At 66.3% G+C, this 15467-nt stretch carries 12 protein-coding genes and 1 tRNA gene; 4 read left to right on the forward strand and 9 right to left on the reverse strand.

The genetic code is table 11. The annotated features are described in order from the left end of the window. Nucleotides 1–23: 23 nt before the first annotated feature. From PV768_RS20795 to PV768_RS20825, 7 genes are all read right to left on the reverse strand, one after another. Nucleotides 24–752 (reverse strand): L-ribulose-5-phosphate 4-epimerase, encoded by a 729-nt coding sequence (locus tag PV768_RS20795; protein ID WP_157239074.1) that lies wholly within the window; start codon nt 750–752, stop codon nt 24–26. After that, the gene (gene araB, locus PV768_RS20800; RefSeq protein ID WP_421094080.1) at nt 749–2509 is read right to left on the reverse strand and encodes a ribulokinase; all 1761 of its coding nucleotides are present in this window, start codon (nt 2507–2509) and stop codon (nt 749–751) included. The genes PV768_RS20795 and araB overlap by 4 nt, the downstream gene beginning before the upstream one ends. Nucleotides 2510–2784: 275 nt before the next feature. Continuing rightward, nucleotides 2785–4038, reverse strand: a complete 1254-nt coding sequence (locus tag PV768_RS20805; RefSeq protein ID WP_421094081.1) for an MFS transporter — start codon at nt 4036–4038, stop codon at nt 2785–2787. Nucleotides 4039–4049: 11 nt separating this feature from the next. Beyond that, entirely contained in the window at nt 4050–6221 is a 2172-nt protein-coding gene (locus PV768_RS20810; RefSeq protein WP_421094082.1) for an elongation factor G-like protein EF-G2, read from the reverse strand. 98 nt (nt 6222–6319) lie between these two features. Continuing rightward, the gene (locus PV768_RS20815) at nt 6320–6745 is read right to left on the reverse strand and encodes a ChaB family protein (protein WP_157239087.1); all 426 of its coding nucleotides are present in this window, start codon (nt 6743–6745) and stop codon (nt 6320–6322) included. Between the two features lie 76 nt (nt 6746–6821). Beyond that, nucleotides 6822–6898: transfer RNA gene (locus PV768_RS20820), tRNA-Thr, on the reverse strand. Between the two features lie 157 nt (nt 6899–7055). Beyond that, entirely contained in the window at nt 7056–7931 is an 876-nt protein-coding gene (locus PV768_RS20825) for a DsbA family protein (protein WP_157239089.1), read from the reverse strand. Nucleotides 7932–8110: 179 nt separating this feature from the next. Between PV768_RS20825 and PV768_RS20830 the strand changes: the two genes are divergently transcribed. From PV768_RS20830 to PV768_RS20845, 4 genes are all read left to right on the forward strand, one after another. Next, entirely contained in the window at nt 8111–9613 is a 1503-nt protein-coding gene (locus tag PV768_RS20830) for an alpha,alpha-trehalose-phosphate synthase (UDP-forming) (RefSeq protein ID WP_421094083.1), read from the forward strand. Next, nucleotides 9603–10439, forward strand: a complete 837-nt coding sequence (gene otsB, locus PV768_RS20835; RefSeq protein WP_157239092.1) for a trehalose-phosphatase — start codon at nt 9603–9605, stop codon at nt 10437–10439. The genes PV768_RS20830 and otsB overlap by 11 nt, the downstream gene beginning before the upstream one ends. A gap of 232 nt (nt 10440–10671) precedes the next feature. Then, nucleotides 10672–11754, forward strand: a complete 1083-nt coding sequence (locus PV768_RS20840) for an ABC transporter ATP-binding protein (RefSeq protein ID WP_018762103.1) — start codon at nt 10672–10674, stop codon at nt 11752–11754. A 123-nt stretch (nt 11755–11877) separates the two neighbouring features. Then, nucleotides 11878–13296, forward strand: a complete 1419-nt coding sequence (locus PV768_RS20845; protein WP_157239094.1) for a DUF4032 domain-containing protein — start codon at nt 11878–11880, stop codon at nt 13294–13296. A 15-nt stretch (nt 13297–13311) separates the two neighbouring features. On the opposite strand, the gene PV768_RS20850 is transcribed toward PV768_RS20845, so the two are convergent. Together PV768_RS20850 and PV768_RS20855 are read right to left on the reverse strand one after the other, a co-directional pair. Next, nucleotides 13312–14682: an FAD-binding oxidoreductase gene (locus PV768_RS20850; protein ID WP_421094084.1), complete on the reverse strand. Its 1371-nt coding sequence runs from the start codon at nt 14680–14682 to the stop codon at nt 13312–13314. Between the two features lie 65 nt (nt 14683–14747). Further along, nucleotides 14748–15254, reverse strand: coding sequence for a hypothetical protein (locus PV768_RS20855; RefSeq protein WP_421094085.1), 507 nt, complete (start codon nt 15252–15254; stop codon nt 14748–14750). Nucleotides 15255–15467 lie beyond the last annotated feature (213 nt).

The raw sequence follows: 15467 nt of genomic DNA on the forward strand, positions 1-15467 counted from the left end.
GCTGGATTACTGGCCTGTGCTTTTTATTGGCCGTAGACGTTCTGGTAGCGGGCATAGAGGGAGTCGATGGAGCCCTGGTCGATGGGCAGGGGCTCGCCCAGCTGCCTGGAAATGTGGACGGTGCGGGCCACCTCCTCACACATCACGGCGGCCTTCACGGCGGAGCGGGCGTCCTTGCCGATGGTGAAGGGACCGTGGTTCTGCATCAGGACAGCCGGTGAATTGGAGTTCTTCAGCGTCTCCACGATCCCGTGGCCGATCGAGTCGTCGCCGATCAGCGCGAACGGGCCCACCGGGATGGAGCCGCCGAACTCATCGCCCATCATGGTCAGCACGCACGGGATGGCCTCCCCCCTCGCAGCCCAGGCGGTGGCGTAGGTGGAGTGGGTGTGCACCACGCCGCCCACCTCCGGCATGTGCCGGTAGACGTAGGCGTGCGCTGCTGTGTCCGACGACGGAGACAGCGGCGGGTTGCCCCAGTCCACCGTGCCGCCGCCACCGACGTTGGTGCCCCTGACGGGCGTGCCGTGCAGGTCGGTCACGATCATCTGCTCCGGGGTCAGGTCCTGGTAGGCGACCCCGGAGGGCTTGATGACCATCAGGTCGGTGCCCGGCACCCGGGCGGAAACGTTGCCCGCGGTCCACACCACCAGTTCGTAGCGGGTCAGCTCGGCATGCAGCGCGCACACTTCTTCACGGACCCGGGCGATGGTTTCCAGGATCCCGGTTCCGGTTCCATTCCCTGCACTCATGCGGACACCTCCACGGCCGGTTCGGCGGCGGAGCCGACGCCGGGCAGGTCGGCCCGGGCAGCTTTGCGCTGGATGGCCTTGAGCCGGTGCATCACGTCGTTGCCGCCGCGGCCGAAGTAGTCGTGCAGGGCCTTGTACTCCTGGAAGAGTTCCTCGTAAGCGGCCACGTTTTCCGGGATGGGCGTGTAGACCTCACCGGGTTCGGAACCCATGGCGGCGGCAGCTTCCCGGATGTCAGCGTATTCTCCGGCGGCGACGGCGGCGTGGATGGCGGATCCCAGGGCCGGACCCTGCTCCGAGCCGATGGTGGACAGCTGAAGGCCGGTGGCGTCCGCGTAGATCTGCATCAGGAGCCTGTTCTTGAGCAGGCCGCCGGCCACGATGAATTCCTTCACCGGAACCCCGGCGTCGCGGAAGGCGTCCACGATGGTGCGGGTTCCGAAGGCCGTGGCTTCCAGCAGGGCGCGGTAGGTGTCCTCGGGCCTGGTGGCGAGGGTCTGGCCCACCACGATGCCGGACAGCTCATGGTCCACCAGCACCGAGCGGTTGCCCGAGTGCCAGTCGAGTGCGATCAGGCCGTGCTCCCCGATGGCCTGCCGCGACGCCAGTTCGGTGAGGTACTCATGGATCCCCAGCCCGCCGTCCCTGGCAGCCTGGTGGTATTCGGGCGGGACGCCGTACTTGGTGAACCAGCCGAAGATGTCCCCCACGCCGGACTGCCCGGCCTCGTAGCCCCACAGGCCCGGCACGATGCCGCCGTCCACTGCCCCGCACATTCCCGGCACTTCCCGCAGTTCGTTGCCGTTCATCACGTGGCAGGTGGAGGTGCCCATGATGGCCACCAGCTGGCCGGCTTCCACTGCCTTGGCGGCAGGGACCGTGACGTGGGCGTCAACGTTTCCCACGGCCACGGCGATGCCCTCCGGCAGCCCGGTCCAGGCTGCCGCCTCCGCCGTCAGGGTGCCGGCGGCGTCCCCCAGCCGCCCGATGGCGTGCTCCAGCTTGGAACTGACAAAGTCCTTGAAGTCCGGGTTCAGGGCGGCCAGGAAATCCGCCGAGGGATACCGCCCGTCCTGGTAGATGCCCTTGTAGCCGGCGGTGCAGGCGTTGCGGACGTAGCGGCCGCACAGCTGCCAGACGATCCAGTCGGCCGCCTCCACCCAGTGGTCCATGGCGGCGTAGGCCTCCGGGTCCTCTTCCAGCAACTGCAGGCCTTTGGCGAACTCCCACTCGGAGGAGATCAGGCCGCCGTACCGCGGAAGCCACTCTTCGCCCCGTTCGGCGGCCAGCCGGTTGATCCGGTCGGCCTGCCCTTGGGCGGCGTGGTGGCGCCAGAGCTTCACGTAGGCATGCGGCCGGTTGGCATAGCCCGGCAATTCGTTCAGGGGCGTGCCATCGGCCTTGACGGGCACCATGGTGCAGGCGGTGAAGTCGGTGGCAATACCGACGACGGCGGCCGGGTCGATCCCCGCGGCGGCCACCGCGGCGGGAACGGCTATGCGCAGGACGTCCCTGTAGTCGTTGGGCACCTGAAGCGCCCATTCCCCGGGAAGCCGTGCTCCGTCGTCGCCCGCCACGTCTTTGGGCAGGGAGCCGGTCACCACTGCATGGGGATACTCATGGACGGCGCTGCCGAGCTCCTTGCCGTCGCGGACCCGCACCACCACGGCACGGCCTGACAGGGTTCCGTAGTCCACCCCGATCACGCAGTGGTCGGGGTGGACGTCGGAGCTGGAAGTGAACAACGCAGCTGGCATGGGGTTGCCTCCATCCGGGAGGCAGAGGCCTCATTACCGGTTTTGTAGGGTCAGGGTCGAGCTAAGTGCTGCAGCAAGTGTGAACGCTAACAAAGAAGAAGTCAATGAGGTCAAAGGTTTTCGGAGTTTCCGCGAGGACACTCTTGTTAGCGTTCACAAATTCATCTATATTGACCGGTTCCGGATCACGTCCGGGACCCGGGGGTCCCTCACGTACGTTAGGCGCCCGCGGCACTTCGCCCCCTGCTGTCCCGGGCATGGCTTACGGGCATTGTTCAGGGCGCTGCCGCGACTCCGGTAGCAACATCCGCCGGCGAGCGCTGCCGACGGCTGAGCAGGATAAAGGGAGCCGCAATCAGTTGCACTGCCCCACCCACGGCCAGTGAAGCCGGGTAGCCGTAGAGGTCCGCGGTCCGGCCGAGCAGCGGCTGCACCACCACTCCCCCGGCCGAGCCCAGCAGGGAATCGAAGCTCAGCACTGTGGCACGCTGCTTCGAGGCAATCATGTCGTTCAGGTATGCCTGCCGGACGGGCGTGCCGGCCGAGGACACGATTGCCCAGAGTGCCAGGAGCACCAACGCCAGCCAGAAGACGCTGGTGAACATGAGCACCACCAGGATGAGTGCACTGGCCACGTTCGTGGCTATCAGCACGCTGGTCCGCCGCCGGACCAGTTTCCGGACCCGGGGCGCCATCCATCCGCCGACGACGTCCGCTCCTGCCACCAGGGCCGCCGCCAGGCCCGCTATGGCATAGGCCCGCGGGTCTCCGAAAAGCTGAAGCAGGTAGGGCTGCAGGGCATAGAAAACGTAGATGCCCACCCCTTCGGTGAACGGGGCCGCCAGCATGATGAAGCGGACGGGCGGGTTCTTCAGTCCGTTGTCCACGGATGCCCGCAATACTGCCCGGGTGGCCTGCAGCGGATGGGCCGAACGTTCAGGCGTGAAGCCGACGTCGTGCATGAGCAGGAAGGCCACGGCGAACATGGCGGTGAGCACGCCCACCCGAACGAGGAACGGAACACCGAGGTTGCTGGCCTGGGCAATGACCCCGCCGGCCACGGAGCCCGCCAGCATGGCAACGCCGGAGACCATCTGCCCCCGGCCAAGCACCGTTTCCAGCCCGCCTTCGTAACCGGCGAAACTCAGGGCGTCCACCAGCCAGGCCTCCACTGCGCCGGAGAAGAAGGTGAAGCCCAGGCCCAGCAGGACCGAGACCACGGCCCACCACCAGAACGGGGCTGAAAACTGCCACAGCAGGTAGTACAGGAAGGTGGACCCGGCCAGCGTGAGTGTGCCCAGCAGGAAGGAAACCCGGCGGCCCCAACTGTCCGCCACTACTCCGGTCGGCACCTCGAACAGCACCATGCCGGCCGTAAAGAAGGCATTCGCGGCAAAGGCCTCCAGGTTGCTTAGGCCCGCATCCAGCAGGAAGAGCGTGTTGATGCCCCAGATGAACGAGGCCGCCAGGGTGTTTCCCAGGGTCAGCGTCAGGTAGACGCGCTGGATCTTCCTGGCTGCGTCGTTCATGGCAGGTGCGGCTACGGGGTGCTGAAGCTGGCGGGTACCGGATCATGCCGCAGGTACCGGCGGCGGAAGCGCCCGGATCCCGCGGTGAGGGCCCGCAAATCGACGGCATAGCGCAGCAGTTCCTGGTCCGGGACTTCAGCGCTGATTTCGGTCAGGCCGTCACCGGAGGAGGTGGTTCCGGTGAGCCTGCCGCGCCTGGCGGACAAGTCACTCATCACGGACCCCACGTGCTCGTCCGTCACAGTGATGACCACCGATGACACCGGCTCCAGGAGTTGGATCCGCCCTGCTGCCGCCGCCTCGCGCAGGGCCAGCGCCCCGGCGGCCTGGAATGCGGCATCGGAGGAATCCACGCTGTGCGCTTTGCCTCCCGTGAGCGTCACCCGCAGGTCCACCACCGGGAAGCCCGCGCTGACCCCCTTTTCCATCTGGGCACGGACGCCCTTCTCCACGGACGGGATGAACGTCCCCGGGATCACGCCGCCCACCGTCCTGTCCACGAATTCGAAGCCCCCGCCGCGTGGCAGGGGTTCCACGTCAATATCGCAGACAGCATATTGCCCGTGGCCGCCGGACTGCTTGACGTGCCGCCCATGGCCGGCGGCGGGGGCCGAGAAAGTTTCACGCAAGGGCGTCACCACGTCCACCGTATGCAGCTTCACGCCCTGGTCCCGCAACCTGTCCAGCACCACCTCGGCGTGGGCCTCCCCCATGCACCAAAGGACGAGCTGATGCGTTTCCTGGTTCCGTTCCACCCGCAAGGTGGGATCGCCGGCCGCGATCTTCCCCAGGCTGCGCGCCAGGGCGTCTTCGTCACTGCGCGAATCAGCCTCCACGGCCACGGGCAGCAGCGGCTCGGGCATCTCCCAGGTGGCCAGCAGCAGCGGCCGGTCCCGGCCGGAGATGGTGTCTCCGGTTTCGGCGCTTCCCAGTTTCGCCACCGCGCAAATGTCCCCCGCCACGCAGTGCGGGACAGGCCGCAGCGAGGCACCGAGCGGGGAGTAGAGGTGCGTAACGCGTTCGTCCGTGTCGTGGTCCTGGTGGCCGCGGTCGGCCAGGCCCTGGCCGGTAACGTGCACCGGAGCATCCTCCCGGAGCGTGCCGGAGAAAACCCGGACCAGGCAGATCCGGCCCAGGAACGGGTCGATGGAGGTGCGGACCACCTCTGCCGCCAACTGGCCCTCCGGATCGCAGGACAAGGGCCCGGCGGGCGCGCCCGCCAGGTCCGTCACCTCGGGCACCCGGCCGTCCGACGGAGGCGGGAAGGCCCGGACCAGGACCTCCACCAGTTCCGCGGTCCCCAGTCCGCTGACGGCCGACGTGGACAGGACGGGGAAAAAGGACCCGCGCTCGACGGCGGTTTCCAGGTCAGCGACAAGGACGTCGGTTTCGATGTCCTCGCCTGCCAGGTAGCGGTCCATCAGGGTTTCGTCTTCGCTCTCGCCGATGATCCCCTCGATGAGGTCCCCCCTGGCGGCACCGACGGCCGCAAGTTCGTCGGGGGTCGCTTCGCGCGTCGTTGCGGACAGCTCCCCGGATGAGTAATCGCTGACCGTCCCGGACAGCAGGCCGAGCAGGCCGGTGACCTCAGCGCCCGTCCGGACCGGAACGTACAGCGGCAGGACGCCCTCGCCGAAGGACTTCCGGCAGGCGGCCAGGACGCCGTCGTAATCTGCCCGCGGGTGGTCCATGCGGGTGATGGCGACGGCACGGGGCAGGCGCATGTGCTCGCATTCATCCCACAGCGCGGTGGTGGTGGCGTCGATTCCGTCGACCGCGGACACCACGAACAGGGCGGCATCCGCGGCGCGGAGTCCTGCACGGAGTTCGCCGATGAAATCCGGGTAGCCCGGGGTGTCCAGGAGGTTCACTTTGATGCCGTCAACCAGCAGCGGCACCAGCGACAGGGTCACTGAGCGCTGCTGGTGGACCGCGGCGGGGTCGGAATCGCTGACGGTGGTCCCGTCCGGAATGGATCCCTTGCGGGTGATCATGCCGTTGGCAGCGAGCAGCGCCTCGATCAGCATGGTCTTCCCGGCACCTGAATGGCCTACAAGCGCCACGTTCCGGATTTTGGCGGGCTCCTCTGCTGCGATTCCGGCGGAGGCATCGGCACGTCGGGACTCGGGTCCGTTCCTTCCGGCCGCTGTCCTGGCTGAGTCCTTGGTGCCTCTGACCGACATGGGAACCTCCTGGCGCCTTCGCCATCCAACCGGGCTGAACATGTCCTCTGATTCGACACCCTGCAGGGGCTGTACGGCAAGGGCAGGCAGAAGGGAAATTACGAGCCGCGGGCCTTCCGGGTGGCCGCATCGTTGGCCTTCTGGATGGCTTTGACCAGTTCGTCCTTGTCCATCTTCGAACGGCCGTCGATGTGCAGCTCCTGCGCGAGCTTATAGAGATGTTCCTTCGAGGCGTTCGCGTTCACGCCGCCCGCGGTGGGCTCGGAGGACCGCACGCCCCCTTCGGCCCGTTTGTCCGAGGGGCCGCGTTTTTCCTTCGGCTCCCAGTGGTCGCCCACCTTCTCGTAGCTGTGCTTGAGCGAGGCGTAGGCTGCCCGGGCGGCCCTTTGCTCGTCATTGTCGTAGCTCTCAAGGGCTGAATCGTAGGTTTTGGCGAACGTGTCCTGGGCCTTCCGCCCGGAGCGCTGCAGGGTCGAGGGCAGCTCATCCTTGCGGGCGTGGCCGTTCTTTCCGGTCTTGGGCATGGCACCCACACTCCTTTTATCAGCAGGCTGATGGTCGGGATAGAACCAGCTTAGCCGTCCGGAGAGGAGAGGGTAGTGGAGCCCCCTGTCGGATTCGAACCGACGACCCCCGCTTTACAAGAGCGGTGCTCTGGCCAACTGAGCTAAGGAGGCGTGCCCCTGCGGGCTGGCGCCTGAACGGCGCTAGATAAGGTTAGCCCAAGTGGCGCCGGTGGTAAAAACGCCCGCGCCAACGCCCCGTACCGGCTTTAAAGACGGCGGCCCGTTCCGGGAAGAATCCGGAACGGGCCGCCGATGTGCCGTTGGGCTCTTAGGCCTTGGCGTCGATGGCCGCCTGGATCTCGGCGTTCAGGTCCGAGGCGCCGTCCCACTTCTTGCCGTCGATGAAGATGGTGGGCGTCCCCGAGATGCCGGAGTTTGCGGCAAGGTCGGTGGAGTACTTGACGTAGGGACGGAAAGTCTTGTCGTCCACGCAGCTGTTGATGTCTGCGCCAACGTCGCTGGCCAGGGACTTCAACTTGTCATCTGACAGGCCGGCTCCGCCCTCGGCGGGCTGGTTGTCGAAGAGGATATTGATGTAATCCGCGTACTTCCCGGGGGCCTTGTCTGCAACGCACGCGGCGGCGTTCGCGGAACGTGAGGAGTAGTTGGTGCTGGACTGGCGGTCCAGGAAGCCCAGCGGCCGGTACTCCATAGTGATCTTGCCTTCATTGCGAAGGCTGGTCAGGGCCTCGTTGTATGTTTCCTCGAACCGGAGGCAAACGGGGCAGATGAAGTCGATGTATGCAATGACCTTGACCGGCTGTCCCGCTTCGGCCTCGGCCCCCGGCGCCACCACGGGGTTGGGCTGTGTTTCAGGCTTGGCCGGAAGATTGGCCATGTCCACCGTGGCCGGGTCCGTCTTCTTCACTTCGGAGTTGGCCAGCAGGGTCACGCCGCCGTTGACGTTGGCGTTGGCCGGCACCGGACCCTGGTCGGCGATGGGGGTGTTCTGCCTGATGCTGGTGGTCACCACCAGCGCAACGACAGCCAGGATGGCGACGACGGCGGCCACGATGCCCCAGCCGATGAGCAGCTTGTTGCGCTTGTCCTTCTTCAGCTGCGCTTCACGGATCTGGCGCGCCTTTTCCCGCGCCTCCGCGGTGCGCTCAGCCTTGGACTTACGTACTTCGTTTGCGGGGCTCATGTGTTCCTTGGGTCGGTTGACGTGGGGGGACCACTTCGTGGCAACTCCTACATTTTAGGGGAGAAAGCTGGGAGCTTGCGCTTTCAACTAACCGCCGGGTTGACCAACGGACGAATAGCACGGAAGATTCCGTCCCGTTAGGGTGGGCTGAGAGGCACAAGCAACCCCAGGGGGCCGCAATGCAAACACCCGTCCAGGAAAAACCTTCCGCAACATCTACGTCCGGCACCGCCGGCTCCGCCCACGGCGGAGCCACGAAGTACGACTTCATGGTGGTGTCGAACAGGCTGCCGGTGGACCGTTGCGCACCCGGGGAAAGCGGGGATGACGGCTCCGGCTGGCGCCGGTCCCCCGGCGGGCTGGTGACTGCGCTGGCCCCCATGATGACCAAGACCGACGGCGCGTGGGTAGGGTGGCACGGCGCCCCCGACGAGACAGTCAAACCCTTTAGCCACGGCGGCATGGACCTGGTCCCCGTCCAGCTCAGCACCGACGAAGTGGAGCTCTATTACGAGGGGTTCTCGAACGCCACCCTCTGGCCGCTGTACCACGACGTCATCGCCCCGCCGGAGTTCCACCGTACATGGTGGGACGCCTACCGCAAGGTCAACAGGAGGTTCGCCGACGCCGTCGTGCGCCACGCCGATCACGGCGCCACGGTGTGGGTACAGGACTACCAGCTCCAGCTGGTGCCGCGCCTGCTGCGCGAAGCGCGGCCGGACCTCCGGATCGGGTTCTTCAACCACATCCCGTTCCCGCCGCCGGAGATCTTTGCGCAGCTGCCGTGGCGCCAGGCCATCATTGACGGGCTCCTCGGTGCCGACCTGGTGGGCTTCCAGCGGCCCAGCGATGCCGGAAACTTCATGCGCTCCGCACGCCGCTTCCTCGGCGCCAGCGTTAAGCAGCAGCAGGTCCATGTGAAGGGCCAGGACGGCGCCGTTACGCACATTGCCCGGGCGCAGGCATTCCCCATCTCCATTGACGTCCGGCAGATCACCGAACTGGCCTCCAACCCGGACATCATTGAGCGGGCCCGCCAGATCCGGCAGGACCTCGGGAACCCCAAGACGATCCTGCTCGGCGTCGACCGCCTGGACTACACCAAGGGCATCCGGCACCGGCTGAAGGCCTTTGAGGAGCTCCTGGCGGACGGCAAGCTTTCCGTTGGCGACGCCACCCTGATCCAGGTGGCCAGCCCCAGCCGCGAGCGCGTTGAGCAGTACCGCCTCCTGCGCGAGGAGGTGGAGGGCACGGTGGGCCATATCAACGGCACGTACGACACCATCGAGAACACCGCCGTACGCTACCTGCACCACAGCTATCCGGTGGAGGAGATGGTGGCGCTGTACCTCGCTGCCGACGTCATGCTGGTAACGGCTCTTCGGGACGGCATGAACCTTGTGGCCAAGGAATACGTGACGGCGCGCACCAACAACGACGGTGCCCTGGTCCTCAGTGAGTTCGCCGGTGCAGCCGACCAGCTCAAGCAGGCACTGCTGATTAATCCGCATGACATTGACGGCCTCAAAGGCGCCATCATGCGTGCCGTGAACCTGGAACAGCGGGACGCGTCCCGGCGGATGCGGGCCATGCGCAAGCAGATCCTCGAGCACGACGTGGACCACTGGTCCGCCGACTTCCTGCACGCGCTCAACGAAAAGGTGGTCCGCGATGACTCATGACGCCCGCCACGCCAAGGACCGGCTTTCGCTGTCCCCCGAGCTCCGGGAAGCCATCCGGCGGATCGCCGGGACCGAGCACCTGCTCGTGGCCATGGATTTCGACGGCACGATGGCGCCCATCGTCGGCCGCGCCGACGACGCCCGGCCGCTGCCGCGCTCGGCGGCCGCCTTCGCCGGCCTCGCCGTGCTTCCACGGACGACGACGGCACTCATCTCCGGCCGCGCCCTCGCCAGCCTGCGCGCCGTCGCCTCCCCTCCGGTGGACACGCTCCTCATCGGCAGCCATGGCGCCGAGGCATGGCTGGGTCCGGGATCCGCCGGGCTCACGCTCGATGAAGGGCAAAAGGCCCTCCTGGACGAGGTGCGCACCGTCCTGGAGGACATCGTCAGGGAAGCTCCCGGCACCACGCTTGAGGACAAGCCCGCAGGGGTGGTCCTCCATACCCGCCTCGCCGCCGATGATGTCGCCGAAGACGCCGTGGCTGCTGCCCGCTCCCTGCTGCAGGACCGGAAGGGGGTGTTCCTCAAGGACGGCAAGCGGGTCCTTGAGACCTCGGTGGTCAACGCGTCCAAAGGCGAGGGCGTCACCTTCCTGCGGCAGATCACCGGAGCTACCGGTGTCCTGTTCGCCGGCGATGACACCACGGACGAAGACGCCCTGGCGCGCCTGGAGCCGGGGGACGTCGGCGTCAAGGTGGGCCTTGACTTCACCCAGGCCGAATACCGCGTTGAGGCTCCGGTCCATATTGCCGAACTGCTGGAGGTGCTGCTCCAGGAGCGGAGCATCGCCGTGGCAGAGGAGGACCCCGCAGCCGCGCAGGGGTAGTGCCGTCCGGCCCGGGCATGCGCAAGCTCACATGTGATGACCGTAACATTTGCAACCATTGTTGAAACATCTGACATACTCTTGCATGTGATGTGGCGCACAAGAACCGTGCGGCGTCACTCGGCGCTCCTCGGCCTCGGCCCGGGAGCGTCAGCAGCATAAAACTGAACAAACATGAACCATTCACAACGGATCGTCCGGCACGTACCTGCCGGTGAAGGGATTGATAACTGTGGCTACAGTTACTTTTGATAACGCTACGCGTCTGTACCCGGGCACAGATAAGCCCGCCGTCGATAAGCTCAACATCGACATCGCCGATGGCGAATTCCTGGTCCTCGTTGGACCCTCCGGTTGCGGCAAGTCCACCTCCCTGCGCATGCTCGCAGGCCTTGAGGACGTCAACGCCGGCCGGATCCTGATCGGTGACCGCGACGTCACCGATGTTCCCCCGAAGGACCGCGACATCGCGATGGTTTTCCAGAACTACGCGCTGTACCCGCACATGACTGTGGCCGACAACATGGGCTTCGCCCTGAAGATCGCAGGCGTTTCCAAGGAAGAGCGCGCCGAGCGCGTCCGCGAAGCCGCCAAGCTCCTTGACCTTGAGCAGTACCTGGACCGCAAGCCGAAGGCACTCTCCGGCGGCCAGCGCCAGCGCGTCGCCATGGGCCGCGCCATCGTGCGTAACCCCCAGGTCTTCCTCATGGATGAGCCGCTGTCCAACCTTGACGCCAAGCTCCGCGTGCAGACCCGTACGCAGATCGCATCCCTGACCCGCCGCCTCGGCGTCACCACCGTCTACGTGACGCACGACCAGGTCGAGGCCATGACCATGGGCGACCGCGTTGCCGTGCTGAAGGATGGCCTGCTGCAGCAGGTTGACACGCCGCGCAACCTGTACGACCGTCCCAAGAACGTCTTCGTTGCCGGCTTCATCGGCTCCCCCGCCATGAACCTGCTGGAACTCCCCGTGGTGGACGGCGGCGTGCAGTTCGGCGGCACCGTTTACCCCGTGCCGCGCGACGTCCTCGAGGAAGCACACGGCTCCACCGTTACCCTTGGAAGCCGGCCGGAAGACCTCGAGACCGCGCCGCAGGGTGAAGGCCTGAAGGTTGAGGTCGACGTCGTCGAAGAGCTCGGCGCCGACGCCTACGTTTACGGCCACACCACGCTTGACGGCAAGGACCACGACATCGTGGCCCGCGTCGACGGCCGCCGCCCCCCGATGAAGGGCGAGGTCATCTACGTCCGTCCGCAGTCGGGCCACGTGCACCTGTTCGACACCAAGACCGGCCTGCGCCTCGGCGACTGATTCCCAGCAAAAGCCAAACCGACGGCGGCCCGCACCTTTACGCAATGGTGCGGGCCGCCGTCGGCCTTTAACTGCGGCCCAGGAGAATTTAGCGGGCCGCCCGATGTACGGAAGAATTGAGCCATGACCGAGGAATACAGCGCCCAGTGGCACGACGAACCCACCGACTACGGGCAGATCGGGAAGCTGCCGCGGTTTGTGGCCGCCAGCGCTGACGACGGCAAGGCAGCCTCGGTCTCCAGCTCGCTGAACATCACGGCGGCGGCCGCGGACCCCGAGCTCCTGGACCTGCCGTGGCACATTGCCCTGGAAGACTGGCCCGCAGAGAACCTGGCCGCGCTGCCGCGCGGCATCTCCCGCCACATCGTGCGCTTCGCCCATCTTGGCGGCTCCGTCATCGCCATCAAGGAGACGTCGGAGCACGTGGCCCGGCACGAGTACCACATGCTCCGCAAGCTGGCCCGGCTGGATGTCCCCTGCGTGGAGCCGGTGGCCGTGATTACCGGCCGCACCACCCTGGACGGGCGTCCGCTGAACCCGGTGCTGGTCACCCGGCACCTGAAGTTCTCCATGCCGTACCGCGCCCTGTTCTCCCAAATGCTCCGCAAGGACACGCTGACGCGCCTTATCGACGCCCAGGCGCTGCTGCTGGTGCGCCTCCACCTCATCGGCTTCTACTGGGGCGACGTGTCCCTTTCCAATACGCTGTTCAGGCGCGACGCCGGGGCGTTTGCCGCCTACCTGGTGGACGCGGAGACCGGCGAGCTGTACCCGGACCTGTCCACGGGCCAGCGTGAATATGACCTCGAGATCGCACGGGTGAACATTGCGGGCGAGCTGATGGACCTGCTCGACGGCGGGCTGATCGAGGAAAAGGTGGACCCGGTGGCCACCAGCGAGCTGATCATGGACAGCTACCGCCGCCTGTGGCAGGAGCTTACCGAAAAGGAGTCCTTCGAACTGGGTGAGCGCTGGCGGGTCAGCGCCCGGATCCGCCGGCTCAACGAACTCGGCTTCGATGTCGAGGAATACGCCATCAAGACCACCCAGAACGGCACCACCATCCAGCTGCAGCCCAAGGTGGTGGACGCGGGGCACCACCAGCGGCGGTTGCTGAGGCTTACGGGCATCGACGCCCAGGAGAACCAGGCCCGCCGCCTCCTCAATGACATGGATTCGTTCCGCGCAGACAACAACCCGGGCATGGACGAGGAATACAGCGCCCACCTCTGGGTCAGCCAGATCTTCGAGCCGATCGTCAGGTCCATTCCGCGGGACCTTTCCGGCAAGCTCGAACCCGCTGAAGTGGTGCACGAAGTCCTGGAACACCGCTGGTACATGTCCGAAAAGCAGGAACGGCACATCCCGCTGGCGGAGGCTGTGCAGTCCTACATCGACTCAATCCTGCGGCACCGCCGGGACGAGGCCGCCATCATGCTGAACCCGGATACGGAGCTGTTGAAGATCCTCGAAGTGGAGACCGAGGAGTCGCGCTACGGCGAAGACGAGTCAATCGACGAGTACCCCGACTCGGACGACTGAACCGCACGCCAAACCCTAGATAGCCTTCCCGGGGTTGAGGATGCCCGCAGGATCAAACAGTTCCTTGATCCTGCGCTGGAGTTCCCGGACCGGCTCCGCCTGTTCCTGGCCCAGCCAGCGCAATTTGTACTGGCCAACTCCGTGCTCGCCCGTAATCGTCCCGCCCATTTCCAGCGCGGCTGTGATGGACTCGTCCAGGACCCGTTGCAGCCGTTCCATGGCGCCGGCGTCCACACCGTTGCCCGTGCGGTCGATCCAGAAGGTGGGGTGCAGGTTTCCGTCGCCGGCATGGGCCACCACCTTGAGGTGTACGGCGTGGTCCACGGCCATCGCTTCCAGGGCGGCAACGTAATCCACCAGCCGGGAACGGGGCACGGCGACGTCCTCGCCCACGCGGTATTCGTCGTCGACCTCCACTCCCCTGCTGTGCCGGCGAAGCTCCACTAACCGCTCCGCCTCGGCGCTGGCCTCGGTCGTGACAGCTGCGCCCCCGGCCCGGAGGACATCCCGCACTACCTGGGCCTCCGCGGCTGCACCGAACCCGTCTGTCTGGATCAGGAGCAATGACCGGCCCCGGGCGGTGAGGTCAGAGCCGTGGATGTCATCGAGCTGGGCCAGCGTACCGCCATCAAGCAATTCCATGATGGCGGGCTGCACCCGTGCTTTGCCGACGGCCAGGACACCCGCGGCAGCCTGCCGGAAGTCCGGGTAGAACGCCGCGACCGTGTGCACCTCCTGCGGCAGGTACTTCAAGCGGACCGTGACCCCGACGACGATGCCGAGCGTGCCCTCGGACCCCACGAACAGGCTGGTGAGGTCGTACCCGGCCACGCCCTTGAACGTCTGGTGGCCGGTATGGATGAGCGACCCATCAGCCAGCACCACGTCGAGCGCGAGGACCGAGTCCCTGGTGACCCCGTATTTCGCACACCGCAGCCCGCCGGCGTTCGTGGCAACGTTCCCGCCGATGGTGGAGCTGCGGAAGCTGGCTGGATCCGGCGCGTACATCAGCCCATGCATGGCGGCAGCCTCATTGAGGGCTGCGTTCACCACCCCGGGCTCCACCGCTGCCGTTTCGTCATCCGGACTGAGGGCGAGGATGCGGTCCATGCGCTCCAAGGAAAGAATGATGCAGTTCTCCGTGGCATGGGCCCCGCCGGAGACTCCCGTCCCTGCGCCGCGGGCCACGAGGGCTACACTGCTGCCTGCGCAGGCGCGGACGACGGCCTGGACGTCTGCCACGGATTCCGGGAAGACCACGGCCAACGGCAGCTGAAAGTCGATGATGGGGGCCTGGTCCACGGCGTACCTGCGGAGCGCGGCCTCGCCCGCCTCTATCTGCCCGGGCGCAAGGATGGCTTCCAGCTCGTCTACTATGCTTCCCACGAAGCCTCCGTCCCTCGTAGCGCGTGTTCCCCCAGTCTAGGCCGGGCTAGGACGGGGGCCTGGCCCTATGCGCCCGGGGTGCCTGCAGCACCCATGAAACGAGCGTACCGCGCAAGGATCCCCGGCCAGTCGCTGGCATACTTCGCCCTGGTGGCGGCTGGATCTTCGGCACCTTCCCACCCCTCATGGAAGACCCGGACCTCGGTACCGTCCGCGACGGCACGGAAGGCGACGAGGAGTTCAGTGGACCACAGCGCGGTGGTGCCGGGATGCCACGTGGCATGGAATGACAATGGCGGCTGCCAGTCATCAAGGGTTCCCCAGATGGTGGTCCGGCCGTCGTCGGCTGTCTCCAGGATGAGGTTCTCCTCGAATTCCACGTAGGATCCTGCACCGTAGACGCCGTGCGATTCCAGGGGCCACCACAGGTGCGTGTGGTCTGTAAAGCCCGCGAAGGCATGGCCAACGCTTCCCGGAACTATCACCGTGTTCACCACGGGGCCCAGTGCCTCGGGGGCCGATTCGTCGTCGTTCCCGGAGGGTTCCTGCGCGTGGCTGAAGAGGCTGTCCATGGTGTCCAACTTTACCGTCTGCCTGGCCTCCCACGCCGCGGCCCTTGGCTGCGGATGGCAGGGGCGGTTGTGGTTGTAACCGTGGGTTAAATGCAGCAGGGCCCTGACGTTGTTGTCAGGGCCCTGCTTGAATGTATGTCCGGCGGTGACCTACTCTCCCACACCCTCCCGGGTGCAGTACCATCGGCGCTGTGGGTCTTAGCTTCCGGGTTC

This window comes from Pseudarthrobacter sp. CC4, from assembly GCF_048957775.1.
Taxonomy (GTDB): Bacteria; Actinomycetota; Actinomycetes; order Actinomycetales; family Micrococcaceae; genus Arthrobacter.

Coding starts and splice junctions, on each gene's coding strand:
- PV768_RS20795 (WP_157239074.1), bottom strand. CDS start 752: ATGAGTGCAGGGAATGGAACCGGAACCGGGATCCTGGAAACCATCGCC.
- araB (WP_421094080.1), bottom strand. CDS start 2,509: ATGCCAGCTGCGTTGTTCACTTCCAGCTCCGACGTCCACCCCGACCAC.
- PV768_RS20805 (WP_421094081.1), bottom strand. CDS start 4,038: ATGAACGACGCAGCCAGGAAGATCCAGCGCGTCTACCTGACGCTGACC.
- PV768_RS20810 (WP_421094082.1), bottom strand. CDS start 6,221: ATGTCGGTCAGAGGCACCAAGGACTCAGCCAGGACAGCGGCCGGAAGG.
- PV768_RS20815 (WP_157239087.1), bottom strand. CDS start 6,745: ATGCCCAAGACCGGAAAGAACGGCCACGCCCGCAAGGATGAGCTGCCC.
- PV768_RS20825 (WP_157239089.1), bottom strand. CDS start 7,931: ATGAGCCCCGCAAACGAAGTACGTAAGTCCAAGGCTGAGCGCACCGCG.
- PV768_RS20830 (WP_421094083.1), top strand. CDS start 8,111: ATGCAAACACCCGTCCAGGAAAAACCTTCCGCAACATCTACGTCCGGC.
- otsB (WP_157239092.1), top strand. CDS start 9,603: ATGACTCATGACGCCCGCCACGCCAAGGACCGGCTTTCGCTGTCCCCC.
- PV768_RS20845 (WP_157239094.1), top strand. CDS start 11,878: ATGACCGAGGAATACAGCGCCCAGTGGCACGACGAACCCACCGACTAC.
- PV768_RS20855 (WP_421094085.1), bottom strand. CDS start 15,254: ATGGACAGCCTCTTCAGCCACGCGCAGGAACCCTCCGGGAACGACGAC.